Source organism: Pseudomonas fluorescens (genome assembly GCF_001902145.1).
GTDB lineage: Bacteria > Pseudomonadota > Gammaproteobacteria > Pseudomonadales > Pseudomonadaceae > Aquipseudomonas > Aquipseudomonas fluorescens_BV.
The window spans coordinates 619,610-641,667 of the sequence record NZ_MRST01000027.1 but is presented as its reverse complement, the minus strand read 5'-3'; the positions used below and the strand labels follow the sequence as shown (position 1 = coordinate 641,667).

At 61.6% G+C, this 22,058-nt stretch carries 18 protein-coding genes; 11 read left to right on the top strand and 7 right to left on the bottom strand.

Annotated features, from left to right (window positions below; genetic code table 11):
- Window positions 1–220: 220 nt before the first annotated feature.
- The gene (locus BUE92_RS26065) at window positions 221–2,308 is read left to right on the top strand and encodes an LTA synthase family protein (protein ID WP_073527033.1); all 2,088 of its coding nucleotides are present in this window, start codon (window positions 221–223) and stop codon (window positions 2,306–2,308) included.
- Between the two features lie 171 nt (window positions 2,309–2,479).
- Here BUE92_RS26065 and BUE92_RS26060 read toward each other — a convergent pair whose 3' ends face one another.
- Window positions 2,480–2,632, bottom strand: coding sequence for a DUF3309 family protein (locus BUE92_RS26060; RefSeq protein WP_003192767.1), 153 nt, complete (start codon window positions 2,630–2,632; stop codon window positions 2,480–2,482).
- A 329-nt stretch (window positions 2,633–2,961) separates the two neighbouring features.
- Here BUE92_RS26060 and BUE92_RS26055 point away from each other — a divergent pair, with 329 nt between their 5' ends.
- Window positions 2,962–3,777, top strand: a complete 816-nt coding sequence (locus BUE92_RS26055; RefSeq protein WP_073527032.1) for an SDR family oxidoreductase — start codon at window positions 2,962–2,964, stop codon at window positions 3,775–3,777.
- Between the two features lie 127 nt (window positions 3,778–3,904).
- Entirely contained in the window at window positions 3,905–4,108 is a 204-nt protein-coding gene (csrA, locus tag BUE92_RS26050; RefSeq protein ID WP_073527031.1) for a carbon storage regulator CsrA, read from the top strand.
- A 10-nt stretch (window positions 4,109–4,118) separates the two neighbouring features.
- Here the strand turns inward: csrA and BUE92_RS26045 are convergent, their stop codons facing one another.
- The 5 genes from BUE92_RS26045 to mnmC all read right to left on the bottom strand — a co-directional run bounded on the left by BUE92_RS26045 (window position 4,119) and on the right by mnmC (window position 11,440).
- Window positions 4,119–4,346 (bottom strand): YheU family protein, encoded by a 228-nt coding sequence (locus BUE92_RS26045; protein WP_003192759.1) that lies wholly within the window; start codon window positions 4,344–4,346, stop codon window positions 4,119–4,121.
- A gap of 72 nt (window positions 4,347–4,418) precedes the next feature.
- Complete coding sequence (locus tag BUE92_RS26040; protein WP_057011711.1) at window positions 4,419–5,603, bottom strand: osmoprotectant NAGGN system M42 family peptidase; 1,185 nt, start codon at window positions 5,601–5,603, stop codon at window positions 4,419–4,421.
- 178 nt (window positions 5,604–5,781) lie between these two features.
- Window positions 5,782–7,527 (bottom strand): N-acetylglutaminylglutamine synthetase, encoded by a 1,746-nt coding sequence (ngg, locus tag BUE92_RS26035; protein WP_073527030.1) that lies wholly within the window; start codon window positions 7,525–7,527, stop codon window positions 5,782–5,784.
- 3 nt (window positions 7,528–7,530) lie between these two features.
- Window positions 7,531–9,303: an N-acetylglutaminylglutamine amidotransferase gene (locus BUE92_RS26030; RefSeq protein WP_073527029.1), complete on the bottom strand. Its 1,773-nt coding sequence runs from the start codon at window positions 9,301–9,303 to the stop codon at window positions 7,531–7,533.
- A 136-nt stretch (window positions 9,304–9,439) separates the two neighbouring features.
- Complete coding sequence (gene mnmC / locus BUE92_RS26025; protein ID WP_073527028.1) at window positions 9,440–11,440, bottom strand: bifunctional tRNA (5-methylaminomethyl-2-thiouridine)(34)-methyltransferase MnmD/FAD-dependent 5-carboxymethylaminomethyl-2-thiouridine(34) oxidoreductase MnmC; 2,001 nt, start codon at window positions 11,438–11,440, stop codon at window positions 9,440–9,442.
- 155 nt (window positions 11,441–11,595) lie between these two features.
- Between mnmC and pap the strand changes: the two genes are divergently transcribed.
- From pap to BUE92_RS26000, 3 genes are all read left to right on the top strand, one after another.
- On the top strand, window positions 11,596–13,110 hold the full coding sequence (gene pap / locus BUE92_RS26020) for a polyphosphate:AMP phosphotransferase (RefSeq protein WP_032896033.1): 1,515 nt from the start codon (window positions 11,596–11,598) through the stop codon (window positions 13,108–13,110).
- Window positions 13,111–13,332: 222 nt separating this feature from the next.
- Window positions 13,333–14,517 (top strand): thiolase family protein, encoded by a 1,185-nt coding sequence (locus BUE92_RS26015; RefSeq protein WP_073527027.1) that lies wholly within the window; start codon window positions 13,333–13,335, stop codon window positions 14,515–14,517.
- A gap of 578 nt (window positions 14,518–15,095) precedes the next feature.
- On the top strand, window positions 15,096–16,052 hold the full coding sequence (locus tag BUE92_RS26000; protein WP_073527025.1) for a DMT family transporter: 957 nt from the start codon (window positions 15,096–15,098) through the stop codon (window positions 16,050–16,052).
- Here the strand turns inward: BUE92_RS26000 and BUE92_RS25995 are convergent, their stop codons facing one another.
- Window positions 16,053–17,435 carry a class II fumarate hydratase gene (locus BUE92_RS25995; protein WP_073527024.1) on the bottom strand — a complete coding sequence of 461 codons (1,383 nt, stop codon included), beginning with the start codon at window positions 17,433–17,435 and terminating at the stop codon, window positions 16,053–16,055.
- A gap of 196 nt (window positions 17,436–17,631) precedes the next feature.
- Here BUE92_RS25995 and BUE92_RS25990 point away from each other — a divergent pair, with 196 nt between their 5' ends.
- The 5 genes from BUE92_RS25990 (at window position 17,632) to BUE92_RS25970 (ending at window position 22,052) form a co-directional block, all read left to right on the top strand.
- Window positions 17,632–18,150, top strand: a complete 519-nt coding sequence (locus BUE92_RS25990) for a DUF2059 domain-containing protein (protein ID WP_014719258.1) — start codon at window positions 17,632–17,634, stop codon at window positions 18,148–18,150.
- 6 nt (window positions 18,151–18,156) lie between these two features.
- A complete protein-coding gene (locus tag BUE92_RS25985) occupies window positions 18,157–18,450 on the top strand; it encodes a BolA family protein (RefSeq protein WP_054896313.1) in 294 nt (97 codons plus the stop codon).
- 226 nt (window positions 18,451–18,676) lie between these two features.
- Window positions 18,677–19,618, top strand: coding sequence for an oxygen-dependent tRNA uridine(34) hydroxylase TrhO (trhO, locus tag BUE92_RS25980; protein WP_073527023.1), 942 nt, complete (start codon window positions 18,677–18,679; stop codon window positions 19,616–19,618).
- A 3-nt stretch (window positions 19,619–19,621) separates the two neighbouring features.
- A complete protein-coding gene (locus BUE92_RS25975; RefSeq protein WP_073527022.1) occupies window positions 19,622–20,257 on the top strand; it encodes a DsbA family protein in 636 nt (211 codons plus the stop codon).
- On the top strand, window positions 20,250–22,052 hold the full coding sequence (locus BUE92_RS25970) for an ABC transporter ATP-binding protein (RefSeq protein ID WP_073527021.1): 1,803 nt from the start codon (window positions 20,250–20,252) through the stop codon (window positions 22,050–22,052). Before BUE92_RS25975 ends, BUE92_RS25970 begins: the two co-directional genes overlap by 8 nt.
- Window positions 22,053–22,058 lie beyond the last annotated feature (6 nt).

Sequence of the window (22,058 nt, the reverse complement as noted above, 5' to 3'; positions counted from 1 at the left end):
TCCAAGACAATTCGCCGGCTTTATCCGGCTGCCAGGGCTCTATCTCCAGCGCCCTTAAAGGCAGGGCCGTGGCATGCGTTCAGTAATTAATAGCCTTGCCGGCCTTGATCGGGCACCATTTGCGCCACCGCGTTAACCGCCTACCCCAGCCAGCCTGGGCGAGGGACGGACGCCACTGCATTATTTCGCAACTTAAACTTCCAATGGGTCCTAAAACGACATGGCAAACCCGGACGCCCTGAATCAGCAGCGAGCTTCAAATCGCCTGCTGCAACCGACCGTCAAATCCCATCTGGCGTACACGCTGCTCTGCGCACTGGTCATGATGGTGATGTTTTCCCTGCTGCGCCTGGCGTTGCTGGTCTACAACCGCGAGATGATCCTCGATACGCCGGCCTCGACGTTCCTCGAAGCGTTCGCCAACGGCCTGCGCCTGGACATTCGCCTGGTGATGTACCTGCTGATTCCGCTGCTGTTGGCGCTGTTCAGCGTGCGGGCCATGGCGGCGCGCGGGTTCTTCCGTTTGTGGCTGACCGTCGCGTCCAGCATCGCCTTGTTCCTGGGCCTGATGGAGATGGACTTCTACCGCGAATTCCACCAGCGCCTCAACGGCCTAGTCTTCCAGTATGTGAAGGAAGACCCGAAAACCGTGATGAGCATGCTCTGGTACGGTTTCCCGGTGGTGCGTTACCTGCTGGCCTGGACCCTGGGCACGCTGATCCTGAGCATGGCCTTCAAGGGCGCTGACCGCGCAACGCGCCCACGTGGCCCGTTCAGCGGTGGCACCATCAGCACGCGCCAGGTGGCGCCTTGGTACAGCCGCATCGCGGTGTTCATGGTCTGCCTGCTGGTCGCCGTGGTCGCCATCCGTGGCACCCTGCGCCAGGGGCCGCCGCTGCGTTGGGGTGACGTCTATACCACCGACTCGAACTTCGCCAACCAGTTGGGCCTCAACGGTACGTTGTCGTTGATCGGTGCAGCCAAGGCACGTTTCTCCGAGCACCGTGACAACGTCTGGAAAGCCACCCTGGAACAGCCTCTGGCCACCCAGACCGTACGTGACATGCTGGTGCTACCGACCGAGAAACTGGTCGATACCGACACCGCTGCCGTGCGCCGTGACTTCACCCCACCGGCGGAGAAAACCCTGCCGGTCAAGAACGTCGTGGTCATCCTGATGGAAAGCTTCGCCGGTCACTCGGTGGGCGCATTGGGACGTCCGGGCAATATCACTCCGTACTTCGACAAGCTGACCCAGGAGGGCCTGCTGTTCGACCGCTTCTTCTCCAACGGCACCCACACCCACCAGGGTATGTTCGCCACCATGGCCTGCTTCCCGAACCTGCCAGGTTTCGAATACCTGATGCAGACTCCGGAAGGCAGCCACAAGCTGTCGGGCCTGCCGCAGTTGCTCAGTGCGCGTGATTTCGACGATGTGTATGTCTACAACGGCGATTTCGCCTGGGACAACCAGTCGGGCTTCTTCAGCAACCAGGGCATGACCAACTTCATCGGCCGCAATGACTTCGTCGACCCGGTGTTCTCTGACCCGACCTGGGGCGTGTCCGACCAGGACATGTTCAACCGTGGCCTGGAAGAACTGAAGGCGCGCGAAGGCGGCAAGCCGTTCTACGCACTGCTGCAAACCCTGTCCAACCACACGCCGTACGCATTGCCGACCCCATTGCCGGTTGAGAAAGTCACCGACCGTGGCAGCCTCAACGAGCATTTGACGGCCATGCGCTACTCCGACTGGGCCTTGGGCCAGTTCTTTGAAAAGGCCCGCAAGGAGCCGTACTTCAAGGAAACCCTGTTCGTGATCGTCGGTGACCACGGCTTTGGCAATGAGCAGCAGATCACCGAGATGGACCTGGGCCGCTTCAACGTGCCGATGCTGATGATTGCACCGGGCATGCGCGAGAAGTTCGGTGAGCGTGACCATACTGTGGGCACCCAGATCGACATCGTGCCTACCATCATGGGCCGCCTGGGCGGCGATACCTTGCACCAGTGCTGGGGGCGCGACCTGCTGAACCTGCCGGAAGGTGACAAGGGTTTCGGCGTGATCAAGCCATCGGGTAGCGACCAGACCGTGGCCTTGCTCACCGGCGACCGCGTACTGGTACTGCCCAAGGAAATGCCACCCAAGTTGTGGGAATACACACTGGGCGCCGAGCCGACGGGCAAGGTGATTCCTGAATCGCCGGACGAAGCTGCGCTCAAGCAGAAGCTCGAGTCGTTCCTGCAGACCGCGACCAAGAGCCTGCTGGATAACACCGCAGGTGTGGTGGACGGCAAGCCGGACTAACTGACCGGCAATAAAAAAGAGGCCCTCGAGAGGGCCTCTTTTTTTGCTCCTTATTGTAGGAGCGAGCTTGCTCGCGAAAAACGTCAACGATAACGTGCGCTTCCTGAATAAACGCGGCGCCTGTAAGTTATTCGCGAGCAAGCTCGCTCCTACAAAAGCGTAGCGCGGCGTTTATATCTTGCCGAGCAACAACAGCACCAGCAGAACAACCAGTACCACACCCAGGATACCCGACGGTCCATACCCCCAGTTACGCGAGTGCGGGAACACGGGCAGGCCACCGACCAGCAGGAGGATCAGGATAATAATCAGAATGAGGCTCATGGTTTTATTCCTTATAGGTTCTTTGCAAAAACCGGCTGTTTAACCGTTGGTTCGTCCATGTACAGTGGGACGCCTTACCCATTCCGACTCTGCCACTTCGTAGAAAATTCATTGTTTTTATAAAACATTTTGATGTGTCGCTTATTTCTTTTAACGCGTGCGCAACTTGAACTAATCAGTTGAAAAAAATTGAACTTAGTCTATATGCACGCCTGCGACCGAGCCCACGGTTTGCCCGGGGCATTCATCACCCTGATGGTGCGTGGGTAGAGCAAAAACCTTCGCTACACTGCCGGTCACTTCTTTCGTGAACCACAAGGCTACCTCCTATGCAAAACCGCATGATGATCACTGGCGCCGGGTCTGGCCTGGGTCGCGAAATCGCCTTGCGCTGGGCCCGTGAAGGCTGGCAATTGGCGTTGTCCGATGTCAGCGAGCCCGGTTTGCAGGAAACCCTCAAGCAGGTTCGCGAAGCGGGGGGTGATGGCTTTACCCAGCGCTGTGACGTGCGTGACTACAGCCAGCTCACGGCCTTTGCCCAGGCCTGTGAGGTGAAGCTCGGGGGCATCGATGTGATCGTCAACAACGCCGGCGTGGCCTCGGGCGGGTTCTTCGCTGAACTGTCCCTTGAGGACTGGGACTGGCAGATCGCAATCAACCTGATGGGCGTCGTCAAAGGCTGCAAGGCGTTCCTGCCGCTGCTGGAAAAGAGCAAGGGGCGCATCATCAACATCGCGTCAATGGCAGCGCTGATGCAAGGCCCGGCGATGAGCAACTACAATGTGGCCAAGGCGGGCGTGGTGGCGTTGTCGGAGAGCCTGTTGGTGGAGCTCAAGCAACAGGAAGTGGGCGTGCACGTGGTGTGCCCGTCGTTCTTCCAGACCAACCTGCTCGACTCGTTCCGTGGGCCAACCCCAGCCATGAAGGCTCAAGTGGGCAAGTTGCTTGAGAGTTCGCCTATCTCGGCAGCAGATATTGCCGACTACATTTACCAGCGCGTGGCCGAAGGCGAATTCATGATCCTGCCCCACGAGCAAGGCCGCATGGCTTGGGCGTTGAAACAGAAAAATCCGCAGTTGCTGTATGACGAAATGACACTGATGGCCGACAAGATGCGCGCCAAGGCGCAGGCCGTGAAGGGCTGATTTGGCTGGGGTCTGTCAGGCAAATTACCTACCTGTGTAGGCGTCGCCTGATTTGCCCGCAAGCCATTGCCGGTCCGCTGCCAAGGGGGCATGGTCGGGGTCCTGTTATTTGCAAAGGACAACCGCCATGCTGGTCTTAAGCCGTTCCATAGGCGAAGCCATCGCCATTGGCGATGACATCACCGTGTACATCCTTGAAGTGAACGGTACTCATGTGAAATTCGGCATCGAGGCACCGATGGGCGTCAATGTGTACCGCGCCGAGGTGTACCGCAAGATGCTCAAAGGCGAGGGCCAGGCTACCCATCCCGTGCCGGTGCCCAACCCTTAGGCGCAGCTTTTCAGTCAAACAGATGCTTGGGCACATCGTGCTTGAGCATCAACTGGCATTGCTCGCTCTCGGGGTCGAAGACGATCAGCGCCTGGCCTTTGGTCAGCGCCTGGCGCACGCGCAGCACGCGGGTTTCCAGGGGCGTGTCGTCGCCATTGTCGGTGCCGTCGCGGGTGACGAAGTCTTCGATGAGGCGGGTCAGGGTGTCGACTTCAAGTGCATCGTAGGGAATCAGCATACAAGCCTCAGGTGTCAGGTCCCGGCGATGCTACTGCGCCGGGACCTTTGTTGCCAGTATCAACTCACCGCGTCAGGACTTCTGGCCGACCAGGCTGTCCACCGAGGGCACGCGGGTGTCGCTCTCCATTTGCGTTTCATGCTCGATCTGATGACTGAACCGATCCAGGGAGCCCTGGGCCGGTTGCGCATCGCTGGCAAACACCGGCGGGCTGAGGATGTAGGCGCCCAGCAAGCGGCTCAGGGCGGCCAGGCTGTCGATGTGGGTACGCTCGTAGCCATGGGTGGCGTCACAACCGAACGCCAGCAGGGCGGTGCGAATATCATGGCCGGCGGTGACCGCCGAGTGCGCATCGCTGAAGTAATAGCGGAACAGATCGCGACGCACCGGCAGGTCGTTATCCGCAGCCAGGCGCAGCAGGTGTCGGGACAGGTGATAGTCGTACGGCCCGCCGGAATCCTGCATCGCCACGCTCACCGCGTGTTCGCTGGAGTGCTGGCCCGGGGCAACCGGGGCGATGTCGATGCCGACAAACTCACTGACATCCCAGGGCAGGGCAGCTGCTGCGCCACTGCCGGTTTCCTCGGTGATGGTGAACAGCGGGTGGCAGTCGATCAGCAGCGGTTCGCCACTGTCGATAATGGCCTTGAGCGCGGCGAGCAGGGCGGCGACGCCGGCCTTGTCGTCCAGGTGGCGAGCACTGATATGCCCGCTCTCGGTGAACTCGGGCAGTGGGTCGAAGGCCACATAGTCACCGATGCTGATCCCCAGGGAGTCGCAATCGGCACGCGTGGCGCAGTAGGCGTCCAGGCGCAGCTCCACATGGTCCCAGCTCACCGGCATTTCATCCACGGCGGTGTTGAACGCGTGCCCGGAGGCCATCAGCGGCAACACGCTGCCGCGAATCACGCCGTTGTCGGTGAACAGGCTGACGCGGCTGCCTTCGGCAAAGCGGCTCGACCAGCAGCCCACCGGCGCCAGGGTCAGGCGCCCGTTGTCCTTGATCGCACGCACGGCGGCGCCGATGGTGTCCAGGTGTGCGGAGACGGCGCGGTCAGGGCTGTTTTTCTGGCCCTTGAGGGTGGCGCGAATGGTGCCGCGCCGGGTCATTTCAAACGGAATGCCGAGCTCTTCCAGGCGTTCGGCGACGTAGCGCACGATGGTGTCGGTAAAGCCGGTGGGGCTGGGAATGGCGAGCATCTCCAGCAGCACTTTTTGCAGGTACGCGAGATCGGGTTCGGGAATGGTTCGGGTCATGGAAACTCCTGATGAGTTGAGGGCATCGATGGTTTCGATGAGGGGTGGAGACTCGTTGCCTGTGCCGGCCTCTTCGCGAGCAAGCCCGCTCCCACATTTGGAATGCATTTCAACTGTGGGAGCGGCGGTGCGACGATTCAACTTGCTCGCGAAGGCGCCGGTACAGGCGATACATCACTCAAGTCGACGGCTGACTGTGTGGAAACAACAAATCCACAAACTTCTCGGCCGTGGGTTGCGGTTCATGGTTGGCCAGGCCGGCCCGTTCGTTGGCTTCGATAAACACATACTCCGGTTGGTCGGCCGCAGGCACCATCAGGTCCAGGCCGACCATGGGGATATCCAGGGCACGCGCCGCACGCACGGCTGCGTCCATCAGCGTCGGGTGCAGGATCGCCGTGACATCTTCCAGGCAACCCCCGGTGTGCAGGTTGGCGGTGCGTCGCACGGCCAGTTGCACGCCACGGGGCAGGATGCTGTTGTAGTCGTAACCTGCGGCTTTGAGGGTGCGCTCGGTTTCTGCATCCAGCGGGATTTTGCTCTCGCCGTCGGTGGCCGCCTGGCGACGACGGCTTTGCGCCTGGATCAGCGCTCGAATCGAATGTTGACCGTCGCCGATCACTTCGGCGGGGCGACGAATCGCAGCCGCGACCACTTCAAAACCGATCACCAGGATGCGCAGGTCCAGGCCTTCGTGGAAACTTTCCAGCAACACGCGGCTGTCGAACTGGCGCGCCGCTTCGATCGCCTGCTGCACCTCCTCGATGCTCTGCAAATCCACGGCGACGCCATGACCTTGCTCGCCATCCAGCGGCTTGACCACGATGCGCTGGTGTTCGTCGAGAAACTCCAGGTTGTCGTTGGCACTGCCCGCCAACTGTTGTACTGGCACATGCAAGCCCGCAGCCTTGAGCACCTTGTGGGTCAGGCTCTTGTCCTGGCACAGGGTCATGCTGATGGCGCTGGTCAGGTCGCTCAGGGACTCACGGCAACGCACGCGACGCCCGCCGTGGCTAAGGGTGAACAGGCCCGCATCGGCATCGTCCACTTGCACATCAATGCCGCGCCGGTGGGCTTCTTCGACAATGATGCGTGCGTAAGGGTTGAACTCCGCCTGGGGCCCCGGGCCTAGAAACAGCGGTTGATTGATGCCGTTCTTGCGCTTGATCGCGAAGGTGGTCAACGCCCGAAAGCCGAGCTTGGCGTAAAGGTTCTTGGCCTGACGGTTATCGTGCAGCACCGACAAGTCCAGGTAGCTCAAGCCTCGGCTCATGAAGTGCTCCACCAAGTGGCGCACCAACACTTCACCGACGCCAGGGCGTGTGCATTGAGGGTCGACGGCCAGGCACCAGAGGCTGCAACCGTTCTCCGGGTCGTGGAAGGCTTTGTGGTGATTGAGGCCCATCACACTACCAATCACCGCGCCGCTGTCTTCATCTTCGGCCAGCCAGTACACCGGGCCGCCTTGATGGCGTGGGGTGAGGCGCTGCGGGTCGACGGGCAGCATCCCGCGGCCCTGATACAGGTGGTTGACTGCTTGCCAGTCGGCGTCGCTCTGCACCCGGCGAATGCGAAAGCCGCGAAACACGCGGGTGGCCGGGCGGTAGTCGGTGAACCACAGGCGCAGGGTGTCGGACGGGTCGAGGAACAGTTGCTGCGGGTCGATACCGAGGATCTGCTGGGGCGCGGCCACGTACAACGCGATATCACGCTCGCCGGGCTGCTCGTTGAGCAGTTCCTGGGCCAGGCTTGCAGGGTCGGGAAAGGTGTGGCCGATCAACAAACGGCCCCAGCCGCAATGCACGGCAATCGGGTCGGCGGCCAGTGCGCTGCCATCTTCGGCCAGGCGCGCTTGCAGGCGCTCGTAGGTCGGTGCCTGGCCCTTGAGTAAGCGTTGGCTGTAAGCCGCGGCATTCGGTTTCATGGATCAGATTCCTTGTTCGCTGAGCCACAGGTTCAGCGCCGCCAACTGCCACAGCTTGGAGCCGCGCAGTGGGGTCAGTTGGCCTTGCGGGTCGGTGAGCAAGCGGTCGAGCATGGCCGGGTTGAACAACCCGCGGTCCTGGCTCGGGTCCAGCAGCAACTCGCGCACCCAGTTCAAGGTATCGCCCTGCAGGTGCTTGAGGCCGGGCACGGGGAAGTAGCCTTTCTTGCGGTCGATGACTTCGCTGGGGATCACCCGGCGCGCCGCTTCCTTGAGCACCTGTTTACCGCCGTCGGGCAGCTTGAACTGGGCCGGCACACGGGCCGAGAGTTCTACCAGGCGGTAGTCGAGGAACGGCGTGCGCGCCTCCAGGCCCCAGGCCATGGTCATGTTGTCCACGCGTTTGACCGGGTCGTCTACCAGCATCACCGTGCTGTCCAGGCGCAGGGCCTTGTCCACCGCCGCGTCGGCGCCAGGCATCGCGAAATGCTCGCGCACGAAGTCGCCGGCAGCGTCGTTGGTGGTCAGCCATTTGGGCGCGACGGTCGCCGCGTAGTCGTCGTAGCTGCGGTCGAAAAACGCCTCGCGATAGGCCGCATACGGGTCGCTGGCGCCGTCCACTTGCGGGTACCAGTGGTAACCGGCGAACAATTCATCGGCGCCCTGGCCGCTCTGCACCACTTTGCAATGCTTGGCCACTTCCCGCGACAGCAGGTAGAAGGCGATGCAGTCATGGCTGACCATCGGCTCGCTCATGGCGCGGAAGGCGGCCGGCAGTTGCTCGATGATCTCGCTTTCGGCAATACGCAGTTGGTGGTGATGGGTGCCGTAGTGTTTGGCGATCAGGTCTGAGTACTGGAACTCATCGCCACGTTCGCCGCCGGCATCTTCAAAGCCGATGGAGAAAGTCGACAAATCCTCCACACCCACTTCACGCAGCAGGCCGACGAGCATGCTCGAGTCGACGCCGCCTGACAGCAGCACCCCCACATCCACCGCCGCACGTTGGCGAATGGCCACGGCTTCGCGGGTGCTGTCGAGCACGCGGTCGGTCCAGTCTTCCAGGGTCAGGTGTTTTTCATCCTCACGGGGCCCGTAGGGCAGGGTCCACCAGGTTTTCTGTTCGGTCTTGCCGCTGGCGTCGATGCGCATCCAGCTGGCAGGCGGCAGTTTTTCGATGCCGGCCAACAGCGTGCGCGGCGCGGGTACCACGGCGTGGAAATTCAGGTAGTGGTTGAGGGCGACCGGATCGAGAATCGGGTTGATATCCCCACCCTTGAGCAACGCTGGCAACGCCGAGGCGAAACGCAGGCGTTGGCCCGTGCGCGACAGGTACAAGGGCTTCACACCGAGACGGTCACGAGCGATGAACAGACGCTGGGCATCACGCTCCCAGATGGCGAAAGCGAACATGCCGTTGAGCTTGGGCAGCAGCGCTTCGCCCCAGGCGTGGTAGCCCTTGAGCAGCACTTCGGTGTCGCCGCCCGAATAGAAGGCGTAACCCAGGGCTTCCAGCTCTTGGCGCAGCTCCGGAAAGTTATAGATGGCGCCATTGAAGGCCAGGGACAGCCCCAGTTGGGCGTCGACCATCGGTTGGGCAGAGCCGTCCGACAGGTCCATGATCTTCAGGCGGCGGTGGCCCAGGGCAATCGGCCCTTGGGCATGAAAACCCCAGGCGTCGGGGCCTCGGGGGGCGAGGTGGTGCGTGATGCGTTCTACGGCTGCCAGGTCGGCAGGTTGATGATCAAAGCGTAACTCTCCAGCTAGTCCACACATAAGTTCCTTACCGGTTTTTCCGTTGGGGAGGGGTCAATACTCAATACGCCCAAAAGGGCGCGTACTCAGAAACTGACCCAGTGCTATGCGTGGAGTTTTAGACCGATAAGTTATAAGGCAGATAGCCGCCTTGCCTTTAATCCGGCTTTTTTTGTGCAGCGCCCTGGCCTCGCACCAGCGCGCGCAGGGCAAATCGATTGGGGTGGCAAGCCTCGGCTACGCTGGTTGGCACTGGCAGGGGCTCATCACTCAGCCATGCAGCCAGCAGTTCGCCGCACAACGGCGCAGTGATCAGGCCACGCGAGCCATGGCCGCTATTGAGAAACAGCCCCGGCAGCCACGGGCATGGCGTTTGCGGCACTTGTCGGGCGTCTTTGCCCAGTACCGCATAAGCCTGCTCAAACGCCGCATGGTCGGCCAGTGGCCCAACGATGGGCAGGTAGTCGGGGCTGGTACAACGAAACGCGGCACGGCCTTCCAGTTGTTCGGCCGCCAGGCGGTCGGCACCCAGGCGCTGCAGCAGGTCGGTAGACATCTCGCGCAGCATCTGCAGGTTGCCGCTGTGTTCGGCGGGCGTGGGCGTGAGGTCTTGATTGTTGAAGTCAAAACTGGCGCCCAGGGTGTGTTCGCCAAGTCGGGCCGGCGCGACGTAGCCCTCGGCACAGACCACCGTGGCCAGCGCTTTACTCGCGCAGGTTTGCGCTAGCCGAGTGATCTGCCCACGGATGCGCTTGAGCGGTATGTCAGCACTGAAGGGGAAACGCTTGATCTCCGCAGCCCCTGCGAGCACCACGACACCGGCGCTGGCCAGTACGCGGTCACCGGCGCGGGCTTGCCATTGGTCGTCGAGCCGGCGCAGTTCCAGTGCCTCGTGGTGGGTGAGCACTTCAATCAGTGGATGTTTGGCCTGCCACTGGCACAGCGCGGGCGGATGCACCCAACCGCCCTCTGGAAAAAACAACCCGCCGTGGGCCAGTTCGATTCCCGCCTTTTGCTGCGCCTGCTCGCGGTCCAGCAGATGCAACAGGTCCGGAGCAAAGGCGTTTGCCAATTGAGCCTGACGCTGGATCTCTTTGGCATCAAACGCCAGTTGCAACACGCCACAGCCGTCCCAATCGACACCTCGGTGCAAGTGTTCCAGCAGGCGTCGGGTGTGGCCAAAACCGCTGACTATCAGCTGGGACAAGGCCGTGCCATGGGCCGAAAGCTTGAGGTACAACACACCCTGTGGGTTGCCCGAAGCTTCCTGTGCCAAACCGGCGTGGCGCTCCAGAAGGCTGACACGCCAACCCCGGGCGGCCAGGCTGGCGGCGGTCGCGCAACCGGCCAGGCCACCGCCGATGACCAGGGCGTGGCGTTCACCCTTGATGGCGGGTGGTCGGGCGAACCAGGGTTTACGTGGGGCCGGCGCGGGTAAGTCGGCGGGCCAACCGACAAACTCGCCACGCAGGATCTCCCACTTATGGCCGATGCCCGGCGTGCGCTTCATCTTGAACCCGGCGGCATTGATCAGCCGGCGGACCCAGCCGGTACTGGTAAAGGTGCTGATGGTCGAGCCCGGTGCCGCCAGGCGCGCCAGCTCGGCGAACAGTTCGGCGGTCCACATATCCGGGTTTTTTGCCGGAGCAAAACCGTCGAGAAACCACGCATCTATTTGTGCATCCAGTTGCGGCAATTGCTCCAGAGCGTCGCCAATCAACAGGGTCAGGGTTACCCGGCCATTGTCCAATACCAGGCGCTGGAAGCCTTGATGGATGGCGATGTACTGGGCCAGCAATTGTTCGCCATAGGGTTGCAGTTGCGGCCAGAGGGCGAGGGTGCGTTGCAGGTCGGCATGGCTGAGCGGGTATTTTTCCACACTGACAAAATGCAGACGCGCACCGGCTATCGCGTGTTGATCGAACAACTGCCAGGTGCACAAAAAATTCAAACCGGTGCCGAATCCGGTTTCGCCGATCACCAGCCGCCCGCCCACCGGCAAGGCGGCAAAGCGCTCTTGCAGGCGGTTCTGTTCGAGAAATACATAACGGGTTTCTTCAAGGCCCGACTGGTCGGAGAAGTACACGTCGTCGAACACTCGCGAATGCGGGCGACCTTGGTCATCCCAGTCGAGCTGGGCGTGGGTGATGGGGGTCATGGGCGGCTCATAAAATAACGGCAGGCAAACACAAGGCGGCCATTCTAGCCGATCAAACGGCTGGGGATTGACCCACGGCAAGCCGCGGTGGAATTTCCTTCTACCTGTTGCGGCCCAATCCGCTAGTCTTGAGCCATCTTGAAACGGAGCTGCCCATGTTCGAATCCGCCGAAATCGGTCACGCCATCGACAAAGACACCTACGACGCCGAAGTGCCGGCCCTGCGTGAAGCCTTGCTGGAAGTTCAGTACGAGCTGCAACAGCAGAAACGCTTCCCGGTGATCATCCTCATCAACGGCATCGAGGGGGCGGGCAAGGGTGAAACCGTCAAGCTGCTCAATGAATGGATGGACCCGCGCCTGATCGAAGTGCGTACCTTCGACCAGCAAACCGACGAAGAACTGGCGCGTCCACCGGCCTGGCGCTACTGGCGGCAACTGCCGGCCAAGGGCCGCATGGGCATTTTCTTCGGCAACTGGTACAGCCAGATGCTGCAAGGCCGCGTGCATGGGCAGATCAAGGATGCGCGCCTGGACCAGGCCATCGCCGGCGCCGAACGCCTGGAAAAGATGCTCTGCGATGAAGGTGCGCTGATCTTCAAGTTCTGGTTCCACCTGTCCAAAAAACAGATGAAGGCACGCCTCAAAGCCCTTGCCGACGACCCGCTGCACAGCTGGCGCATCAGCCCATTGGACTGGCAGCAGTCCAAGACCTACGACAAGTTCGTGCATTTCGGTGAGCGTGTGCTGCGCCGCACCAGCCGCGATTACGCGCCGTGGCATGTAATCGAAGGCGTCGACCCCCATTACCGTGGGCTGACCGTGGGCAAGATCCTGCTCGATGGGCTGCAAAGTGCCCTGAAGCAGGCCAAGGTCAAGGCCAGCGGCATGAACCCTGCGCCGTTGCTTGCCTCGGTGGACCGCAAGAGCCTGCTCGACAGCCTCGACATGACCCTGCGCCTGGACAAGGACGACTACGAAGAACAACTGATTACCGAACAGGCACGCTTCTCTGGCCTGATGCGCGACAAACGCATGCGCAAGCACGCGCTGGTAAGCGTGTTCGAGGGCAACGACGCGGCGGGCAAGGGTGGGGCGATCCGTCGGGTGGCGGCAGCACTGGACCCGCGCCAGTACCACATCGTGCCGATTGCCGCGCCCAGCGAGGACGAACGTGCCCAGCCTTATCTATGGCGGTTCTGGCAGAAGATCCCGGCGCGCGGCATGTTCACCGTGTTTGACCGCTCCTGGTATGGCCGCGTGCTGGTGGAGCGCATCGAAGGCTTCTGTACCCCAGCGGACTGGATGCGCGCCTATGGCGAGATCAATGACTTCGAAGAGCAACTGCGCGATGCGGGCGTGATCGTGGTCAAGTTCTGGCTGGCCATCGACAAGGAGACGCAGCTGGAGCGCTTCCAGGCCCGTGAGGAAATCCCCTTCAAGCGTTTCAAGATCACCGAAGATGACTGGCGCAATCGCGACAAGTGGGACGACTACCGCGCGGCGGTGGGCGACATGGTTGACCGCACCAGCACCGAGGTGGCGCCCTGGACCCTGGTAGAAGCCAACGACAAGCGCTGGGCGCGGGTCAAGGTGCTGCGCACCATCAACCGTGCGCTGGAAGAAGCGTTTGATAAAAGCGACAAGCACGACAAAAAGAAAAAGAAATAGCCTGAGGGGGCTTGCTCGCTCTCTGTAGGAGCGAGCTCGCTCGCGAGAAACTCCCAGGCGCCGCGTTTACTCAGGAAGCACGCGTTATCGTTGACGTTTTTCGCGAGCAAGCTCGCTCCTACAGAGGGTCCATGCTTTTGCATCCATGCAGTGAATGATCATCGCGGTCGGCCCGGCCCGGCTCTATCCTCGATCCACAACCACAAGATCGAGGTAAGCCCCATGCGTGAAGTAGTGATCGTCGACAGCGTGCGAACCGGCCTGGCCAAATCCTTTCGCGGCAAGTTCAACCAGACCCGCCCCGATGACATGGCGGCCCATTGTGTCAATGCGCTGCTGGCCCGCAACGGTATCGACCCTGCGACGGTGGAAGACTGCATCGTCGGTGCCGGCTCCAACGAAGGCGCCCAGGGCTATAACATCGGGCGTAACGTGGCGGTGCTCTCGCAACTGGGCACCGGTACGGCGGGCATGACCCTCAACCGTTTCTGTTCGTCAGGCTTGCAGGCGATTGCGATTGCGGCCAACCAGATTGCGTCGGGTTGCAGCGACATCATTGTCGCCGGTGGCGTGGAGTCCATCAGCCTGACTATGAAGAGCGTCAACACCGATAACCTGATCAACCCGCTGCTTAAAGAGCAGGTGCCAGGCATTTACTTCCCCATGGGCCAGACCGCTGAAATCGTTGCCCGCCGCTATCACGTGAGCCGCGAAGACCAAGACCTTTACGCGCTGCAAAGCCAGCGGCGCACTGCCCAGGCCCAGGCTGATGGCTTGTTCAATGATGAAATCGTGCCGATGACGGTCAAGTACAAGGTCGAGGATAAGAACACTGGCGCGGTGCAGATCCTGGATGGCGTGGTAGACCGTGACGACTGCAACCGCCCGGAAACCACCCTGGCCAGCCTCAGCGGCTTGAAGCCGGTATTTGCCGAGGATGGCTCGGTGACGGCAGGTAACTCCTCGCAGCTCTCCGACGGCGCGTCGATGACCCTGGTGATGAGCCTGGAAAAAGCCTTGGAACTGGGACTCAAGCCCAAGGCGTTCTTCCGTGGCTTTACCGTGGCCGGTTGCGAGCCGGATGAAATGGGCATCGGTCCGGTATTCTCGGTGCCCAAGTTGCTCAAGGCCAAGGGCTTGCAGGTGGCAGATATCGACTTGTGGGAACTCAATGAAGCCTTTGCTTCGCAGTGTCTGTACGCGCGTAATCGCCTGGAAATCGACAACGCCAGGTACAACGTCAACGGCGGCTCGATTTCCATCGGCCACCCGTTCGGCATGACCGGCTCGCGGCAAGTAGGGCACCTGGTGCGCGAGCTGCAACGGCGCAATCTTCGTTATGGGATTGTCACCATGTGCGTGGGGGGCGGGATGGGCGCCACCGGGCTCTTCGAAGCTGTGCGCTGAGTCAGGTTGGAAGACCGCCAATGTGGGAGCTGGCTTGCCTGCGATGACGGCCTGCCAGCCGGCACTTCTCTACCTGACACCCCACAACCCAACTGTGGGAGCGGGCTTGCTCGCGAAGGCGGCCCAGCAGTCAACACAGTTGGATTGTGTACATATCCATTCCTGCGGTAACGGCCACTTAGGGTTCCGCCCTGACGGCGGCTCACTTTCGAAAAGCGCGAAAGTAAGCAAAGCGCTCTTGCCCCACCACTCGGCACCTCGCTTGGGCTCGGTGTGCCCGAACGCAGTCTTGAATCCGTGGGCCGCCGCCACGCGCCATCCATGGCGCGGGGCGGCTAACCCGGCGTCCTGCCGGGTTACCCACGAATTCAAGCCTGCGTTCGGCCAGCGTGGTTTAACGGGGCGCCTGAGATCAAAATCAAAAGCAGATCAAGAGCGGCTCGCTTCGCATCGTGGTTACCGTGGGCTTATGGCCATCGCAGGCAAGCCAGCTCCCACATTCAAGACTGTGACGTATCCGAACTCAGTGACTTGCCCCTAGAATGCCTGTTCCACTTCCTCTGGCATCTGGGGCATCCATGCACATTTCTTCCGGCCGCTGGGTCTACGGTTTCTTCCTGACCCTGCTGACCGCGTTTCTGTGGGGCATTCTTCCGATCAAGCTCAAGCAAGTGTTGCAGGTGATGGACCCGATCACCGTGACCTGGTTTCGTCTCATGGTCGCGGGTACTTGCCTGTTCGTTTACCTGGCCGCCAGCAAACGCCTGCCCAGCCGCAAAGTGCTCGGCCCCAAAGGTGGCTGGCTGGTGGGCATGGCGGTGTGTGGCCTGGTGGGCAACTACGTGCTGTACCTGGTGGGCCTGAAGATGCTCAGCCCAGGCACGGCGCAGTTGGTGGTGCAGATGGGGCCGATCTTTCTGATGGTTGCCAGTGTGTTTGTGTTCAAGGAGCGCTTCAGCCTGGGGCAGGGCGTGGGGCTGGTGGTGCTGATTGTCGGCTTCGGCTTGTTCTTCAACCAACGCCTGGTGGAACTGCTGACCTCCATGGGCACCTACACCGCCGGTGTGCTGACGATCCTGCTCGCCACCACCATCTGGGTATTCTATGCACTGGGGCAGAAGCAGTTGCTGACAGTGTGGAATTCACTGCAGGTGATGATGGTGATCTACCTGTCGTGTGCGCTGTTGCTCACGCCCTGGGCACATCCGCTGGAGGCGCTGCAGTTGAGCCCGCTGCAAGGCTGGTTGTTGTTGGCGTGCTGCATGAATACCCTGGTGGCGTACGGTGCGTTTGCCGAAGCCCTGGCGCATTGGGAAGCCTCGCGGGTCAGTGCGACCCTGGCGTTGACGCCCTTGGTGACTTTTGTGGCGGTGGCCGTGGCGGCCTGGCTGTGGCCGGACTATGTGCAGGCTGAGGAGATCAATGCCCTGGGGTATTTCGGCGCCTTTGTGGTGGTGCTGGGGTCGGCGACCGTGGCGCTGGCACCGTCGCTGCTCGCCGGGCTCAAGGCCCGGCGGCTGCGTACGGCGGTGTAGTTAGCTACCCAGCATGTTGTCCGGGCGAACCCACTGGTCAAACTCGGCCTCGGTGAGGTAGCCCAGCTCCAGTGCAGCCTCACGCAGTGTCAGCCCTTCGGCGTAAGCCTTCTTGGCGATTTCGGCCGATTTGTCATAGCCGATGTGCGGGTTCAGCGCGGTGACCAGCATCAGCCCGCGCTCCAGGTGTTGGGCCATTTGCTCGGCGTCGGGTTCGAGGCCGGCAATGCAATGCTCCTGGAAGTTGTTGCAGCCATCGGCCAGCAGGCGGATCGACTCCAGCAGGTTGTGGATGATCACCGGTTTGTACACGTTCAACTGCAAGTGCCCTTGGCTGGCGGCCATGCCGATGGTCACGTCGTTGCCCAGCACCTGGCAGGCCAGCATCGACAACGCTTCGCATTGGGTCGGGTTGACCTTGCCCGGCATGATCGAACTGCCCGGTTCGTTGGCCGGCAACTTGACTTCAGCCAGCCCGGCCCGTGGGCCAGAACCCAGCAGGCGCAGGTCGTTGGCGATCTTCATCAGCGCCACGGCCAGGGTTTTCAGCGCGCCGTGCAGGGTCACCAGCGGCTCATGGCCGGAGAGGGCGGCGAATTTGTTTGGCGCGGTCACAAAGGGCAAGCCCGACAACGCGGCGAGCTCGGAGGCAATCGCCTCGCCAAAGCCATGGGGCGCATTGAGCCCGGTGCCGACCGCGGTGCCGCCCTGGGCCAGCTCGCACACTGCGGGCAGGGCGCTGCGGATCGCACGTTCGGCGTAATCGAGCTGGGCGATAAACGCCGACAGTTCCTGGCCGAAGGTGATCGGCGTGGCATCCATCATGTGGGTACGGCCGGTCTTGACCAGCTTCATATGCCGCGCGGCCAATTCCGCGAGTCCACCGGACAAGGTGGCGATCGCCGGCAGCAGTTGCTTGTTCACCGCTTGCACCGCAGCAATGCTCATGGCGGTGGGGAAGCAGTCGTTGGAGCTCTGGGAACGGTTGACGTGATCGTTGGGGTGCACCGGGCTCTTGCCGCCCCGGTTGTTACCGGCCAGTTCGTTGGCGCGGCCGGCGATCACTTCATTGGCGTTCATGTTGCTCTGGGTGCCACTGCCGGTCTGCCAGACCACCAGCGGGAACTGGTCGTCATGCTGGCCCTCCAGGACCTCGTCAGCAGCCTGTTCGATCAGGCGGGCAATATCGGCGGGCAGGTCGCCGTTGCGGTCGTTGACCCGCGCGGCGGCCTTCTTGATCAAGGCCAGGGCATGCAATACCGCCAGCGGCATGCGCTGCTCGCCAATCGCGAAATTGACCAGCGAACGTTGGGTTTGCGCGCCCCAATAGGCGTCATCAGGGACCTGTACTTCCCCCAGGCTGTCGGTTTCGATACGGCTCATCGGTCACCCTCCTTATGCAGTCGTGATTGGTCAGTTTAGGCCCTGGCGGCCAGCGTGGGTTCCCTAAAAGCGCATTTGTGCCATCGCGCCCCGTGAAACCGGGGCTTGCCAAGGGGTGGGGTTGAGCCGCGAGGTTTTTTAGGCGCAGAATGGTCGCCCTTGGGGTCTTACCTCGCCTGCTAGAAAAGGAAACTCGATGACTCGTCTTCGTGCCATCTGTACCGCGGTTGCTCTGGTTTGCGCCAGCGGCCAGGTTCTTGCCGATACCGCCAGCCACAACGCCAGTGCCGAAGCCTTCCTTACCCTGGCCCATGCTGACAAGCTGGGGACCCCGGTGTACATGCAAGTGCAGCAAATGTTCGCCCAGCGTTTCGAACAGACCAAGGCGCCTGCCGCCAAGCAGTCGGTACTGGACAGCTACCAGGCCAAGGCCAACGCCGCTCTGGACCAGGCCATCGGCTGGCCGAAGCTCAAGCCTGACATGGTCAAGCTCTATACCACCAACTTCAGCGAATCCGAGCTCAAGGACCTGGTAGCGTTCTACCAGTCGCCACTTGGCAAAAAAGTCCTGGAAAAAATGCCACAGCTGACCCAGCAATCGGCCCAGATGACCCAGGCCAAGCTGGAAAGCGCGGTACCTGTGGTGAACAAGCTGTTGGAAGACATGACCAACGAGCTGGCGCCAAAAGCCGCTGCACCGGCCAAGAAGAAGTAAGCAGGAATGACCATGCAACAGCGTATCGAAACGGCCCTTGCCGCCCTGGCCCCGCAACATTTGAGCGTGCTGGATGAAAGCCACATGCACAGCCGTGGGTTGCAGACCCACTTCAAGGCCGTGCTGGTCAGCCAGCAGTTCGAGGGGCTCAACCGCGTCAAGCGCCATCAGAAGGTCTACGCCACCCTGGGTGATCTGATGAGCGAGTTCCATGCGCTGGCGCTGCATACCTATACGCCCGACGAGTGGGCGACAATCGACGCAGCCCCGGCCTCGCCGACCTGCGCCGGCGGACACTGACGGGGTAGTATTTAATTTACTGTAGGAGCGAGCTTGCTCGCGAAAAACCTGAGAGCGGCGTTGGGTGTCAGGTTAACCGCGTCATCGTTCACGACCTTCGCGAGCAAGCTCGCTCCTACAGTTGGCGTTTGATCCCTGATAGAATCCGCAACGCGCCGCTTAGCCGGCGCGTTTTTTTTGCATCCGGTTCACCCCTTACGAGGGTAGCCACCTGGAGAGAACACCCATGACTCAACCGATTGTCGTGGCGGCACTGTATAAGTTCGTCACCCTTGAAGATTACGTCGCCCTGCGCGAGCCCCTGTTGCAGGCGATGGTCGATAACGGCATCAAAGGCACCTTGCTGATCGCCGAAGAAGGCATCAACGGCACCGTTTCCGGCAGCCGCGAAGGCATTGACGGCCTGATGGCCTGGCTGAAAAAAGACCCGCGTATGGTCGACATCGACCACAAGGAATCCTACTGCGACGACCAGCCGTTCTATCGCACCAAGGTCAAGCTCAAGAAAGAGATCGTGACCCTGGGCGTTGAAGGCGTCGACCCGAACAAAAAGGTCGGTACCTACGTCGATCCGCAGGATTGGAACGCGTTGATCAGCGACCCGGAAGTGTTGTTGATCGACACCCGTAACGACTACGAAGTGTCAATTGGCACGTTCGAAGGCGCAATCGACCCGAAAACCACCAGTTTTCGCGAATTTCCCGACTACATCAAAGCCAACTTCGACCCGGCCAAGCACAAGAAGGTCGCCATGTTCTGCACCGGCGGCATTCGCTGTGAGAAGGCGTCGAGCTACATGCTCGGCGAAGGCTTCGATGAGGTCTACCACCTCAAGGGCGGTATCCTGAAGTACCTCGAAGAGGTGCCCCAGGCAGAAACCAAATGGCAGGGCGACTGCTTTGTGTTCGACAATCGCGTGACCGTGCGCCACGACTTGAGCGAAGGCGACTACGATCAATGTCATGCCTGCCGCACACCCGTGAGCGTAGAAGACCGCGCCTCCGAGCATTACGTGGCGGGCATCAGTTGCCCCCATTGCTGGGATAAGCTGCCGGAGAAGACCCGTCGCAGTGCGATCGACCGCCAGAAGCAGATCGAACTGGCCAAGGCCCGCAACATGCCGCACCCGATTGGTTACAACTACAAGCAAACCCCTTCCGAGGCCTGAGCCATGTCTGCGCGCCTGCTCTATGTAATGGACCCGATGTGTTCCTGGTGCTGGGGCTTTGCCCCGGTGGCACAAGCGCTGGTGGAGCAGGCCCAGGCGGCCGGCGTGGACGTGCACCTGGTGGTGGGCGGCTTGCGCACCGGCAGCGGCGCGGCGCTGGAGCCGACTACCCGGCGCTACATCCTTGAACACTGGCAGGCCGTCACTGACGCCACCGGCCAGCCTTTCAAGCGTGACGGCGCGCTGCCCGACGGTTTTGTCTACGACACGGAGCCGGCATGCCGCGCTATCGTCACCGCACGCAGCCTGGCGCCGGATTGCGCCTGGACGCTGCTGGGGCTGATCCAGCACGCGTTCTATGTCGAAGGACGGGACGTGACCCTCGCCCATGTGTTGGTTGAGCTGGCCGAGCAGGCCGGTATTCCACGTATCGAGTTTGCCGGCGAGTTCGACCGTGCCGATCAGCACGCGGCCACGGCGGCCGATTTCACCTGGGTGCAAGACCTGGGCATTGCCGGGTTCCCGACCCTGCTGGGCGAGCGCAACGGCCAGTTGGCCTTGCTGACCAATGGTTACCAGCCGCTGTCCGAGCTGTCGCCGTTACTGGGTCGATGGCTGGAGCGAGCTGCCTGTGTATGAACAGCCTCCGCGCACCGACCGCCTGACCTGGGCAGAAATTCGCCGCCTGGCCCTGCGTCACAAGAAATCTTTGTGGGTCGCCAACGGCGTCGCCGTGCTCGCCACCCTGTGCAGCGTGCCTATCCCGCTGTTGTTGCCGTTGCTGGTGGACGAAGTGCTGCTGGGCCATGGCGATGCCGCCCTCAAGGTGATGAATCACGCGCTGCCCCTGGGTTGGCAAAAAGCCGCAGGCTATATCGGCCTTATGCTCTTGGTCACCCTGGCCCTGCGTTGCGGCGCGCTGGTGTTCAACGTGGTGCAGGCGCGGCTGTTTGCGCGCTTGGCCAAGGACATCGTGTACCGCATCCGCGTGCGCCTGATCGAGCGTCTCAAGCGTATCTCCCTGGGTGAGTACGAAAGCCTGGGCAGCGGTACGGTCACCACTCATCTGGTGACCGACCTGGACACCCTGGACAAATTCGTGGGTGAAACCCTCAGCCGCTTCCTGGTGGCGATGCTGACCCTGGTCGGCACCTCGGCGATCCTGGTGTGGATGCATTGGCAACTGGCGTTGTTGATCCTGTTGTTCAACCCATTGGTGATCTACGCCACGGTGCAGTTGGGCAAGCGCGTCAAGCACCTCAAGAAGCTGGAAAACGATAGTACTTCACGCTTTACCCAGGCGCTGACTGAAACCCTCGATGCCATCCAGGAAGTACGTGCCGGCAACCGCCAGGGCTTTTTCCTCGGGCGCCTGGGCCAGCGTGCCCAGGAAGTGCGTGACTACGCCATTCATTCCCAATGGAAAACCGACGCGTCGAGCCGCGCCAGTGGCTTGCTGTTCCAGTTCGGTATCGACATCTTCCGCGCCGCGGCCATGCTCACCGTGCTGTTTTCCGACCTTTCCATTGGCCAGATGCTCGCGGTGTTCAGTTACCTGTGGTTCATGATCGGCCCGGTGGAGCAACTGCTGAACCTGCAATACGCCTATTACGCGGCGGGCGGCGCGCTGTCGCGCATCAACGAGCTGCTGGCGCGTGCCGATGAGCCGCAATACCCAGGCGGCGCAGACCCGTTCAGCGGGCGCGAGACGGTCGGCATCGAAGTGCGTGGCCTCGACTTTGGCTACGGCGAAGACCTGGTACTCAACCAGTTGAACCTGGCCATCGCACCGGGTGAAAAGGTGGCAATTGTCGGCGCCAGCGGCGGCGGTAAAAGCACCCTGGTGCAACTGTTGCTGGGGCTCTACACGCCGCAGGCCGGCAGTATTCGTTTTGGCACAGCCACCCAGCCGGAGATCGGCCTGGAGACCATCCGCGAGAACGTCGCGGTGGTGCTGCAACACCCGGCGCTGTTCAACGACACCGTGCGCGCCAACCTGACCATGGGCCGCACACGCACCGATCAAGCCTGCTGGCAGGCGCTGGAAATCGCCCAACTGGATGCTACTGTCAAGGCATTGCCCTTGGGCCTGGACAGCGTGGTCGGGCGTTCGGGCGTGCGCTTTTCCGGTGGGCAGCGGCAACGCCTGGCGATCGCCCGCATGGTGCTCGCCGAGCCTAAAGTGGTGATTCTGGACGAGGCCACGTCTGCATTGGATGCGGCGACCGAGTACAACCTGCACCAGGCACTGGCGCGGTTTCTCAGCGGGCGTACTACACTGATCATCGCTCACCGGTTGTCTGCGGTGAAGCAGGCTGACCGAGTGTTGGTGTTCGATGGCGGGCACATCGCCGAGGATGGCGACCATCAGCAGTTGATTGCCGATGGCGGGCTGTACGCCAAACTGTACGGACACTTGCAACAAGTGCGTTGATTTAGC

What these genes read in the sequence shown, in the direction of transcription:
- mnmC (WP_073527028.1), bottom strand. Translation starts at nt 11,440, where the DNA reads ATGACCCCCATCACCCACGCCCAGCTCGACTGGGATGACCAAGGTCGC.
- BUE92_RS26065 (WP_073527033.1), top strand. Translation starts at nt 221, where the DNA reads ATGGCAAACCCGGACGCCCTGAATCAGCAGCGAGCTTCAAATCGCCTG.
- pap (WP_032896033.1), top strand. Translation starts at nt 11,596, where the DNA reads ATGTTCGAATCCGCCGAAATCGGTCACGCCATCGACAAAGACACCTAC.
- BUE92_RS26030 (WP_073527029.1), bottom strand. Translation starts at nt 9,303, where the DNA reads ATGTGTGGACTAGCTGGAGAGTTACGCTTTGATCATCAACCTGCCGAC.
- BUE92_RS26000 (WP_073527025.1), top strand. Translation starts at nt 15,096, where the DNA reads ATGCACATTTCTTCCGGCCGCTGGGTCTACGGTTTCTTCCTGACCCTG.
- BUE92_RS25990 (WP_014719258.1), top strand. Translation starts at nt 17,632, where the DNA reads ATGACTCGTCTTCGTGCCATCTGTACCGCGGTTGCTCTGGTTTGCGCC.
- BUE92_RS25985 (WP_054896313.1), top strand. Translation starts at nt 18,157, where the DNA reads ATGACCATGCAACAGCGTATCGAAACGGCCCTTGCCGCCCTGGCCCCG.
- BUE92_RS26060 (WP_003192767.1), bottom strand. Translation starts at nt 2,632, where the DNA reads ATGAGCCTCATTCTGATTATTATCCTGATCCTCCTGCTGGTCGGTGGC.
- BUE92_RS26045 (WP_003192759.1), bottom strand. Translation starts at nt 4,346, where the DNA reads ATGCTGATTCCCTACGATGCACTTGAAGTCGACACCCTGACCCGCCTC.
- BUE92_RS25975 (WP_073527022.1), top strand. Translation starts at nt 19,622, where the DNA reads ATGTCTGCGCGCCTGCTCTATGTAATGGACCCGATGTGTTCCTGGTGC.
- BUE92_RS26055 (WP_073527032.1), top strand. Translation starts at nt 2,962, where the DNA reads ATGCAAAACCGCATGATGATCACTGGCGCCGGGTCTGGCCTGGGTCGC.
- BUE92_RS25995 (WP_073527024.1), bottom strand. Translation starts at nt 17,435, where the DNA reads ATGAGCCGTATCGAAACCGACAGCCTGGGGGAAGTACAGGTCCCTGAT.
- csrA (WP_073527031.1), top strand. Translation starts at nt 3,905, where the DNA reads ATGCTGGTCTTAAGCCGTTCCATAGGCGAAGCCATCGCCATTGGCGAT.
- BUE92_RS26040 (WP_057011711.1), bottom strand. Translation starts at nt 5,603, where the DNA reads ATGACCCGAACCATTCCCGAACCCGATCTCGCGTACCTGCAAAAAGTG.
- BUE92_RS26015 (WP_073527027.1), top strand. Translation starts at nt 13,333, where the DNA reads ATGCGTGAAGTAGTGATCGTCGACAGCGTGCGAACCGGCCTGGCCAAA.
- ngg (WP_073527030.1), bottom strand. Translation starts at nt 7,527, where the DNA reads ATGAAACCGAATGCCGCGGCTTACAGCCAACGCTTACTCAAGGGCCAG.
- trhO (WP_073527023.1), top strand. Translation starts at nt 18,677, where the DNA reads ATGACTCAACCGATTGTCGTGGCGGCACTGTATAAGTTCGTCACCCTT.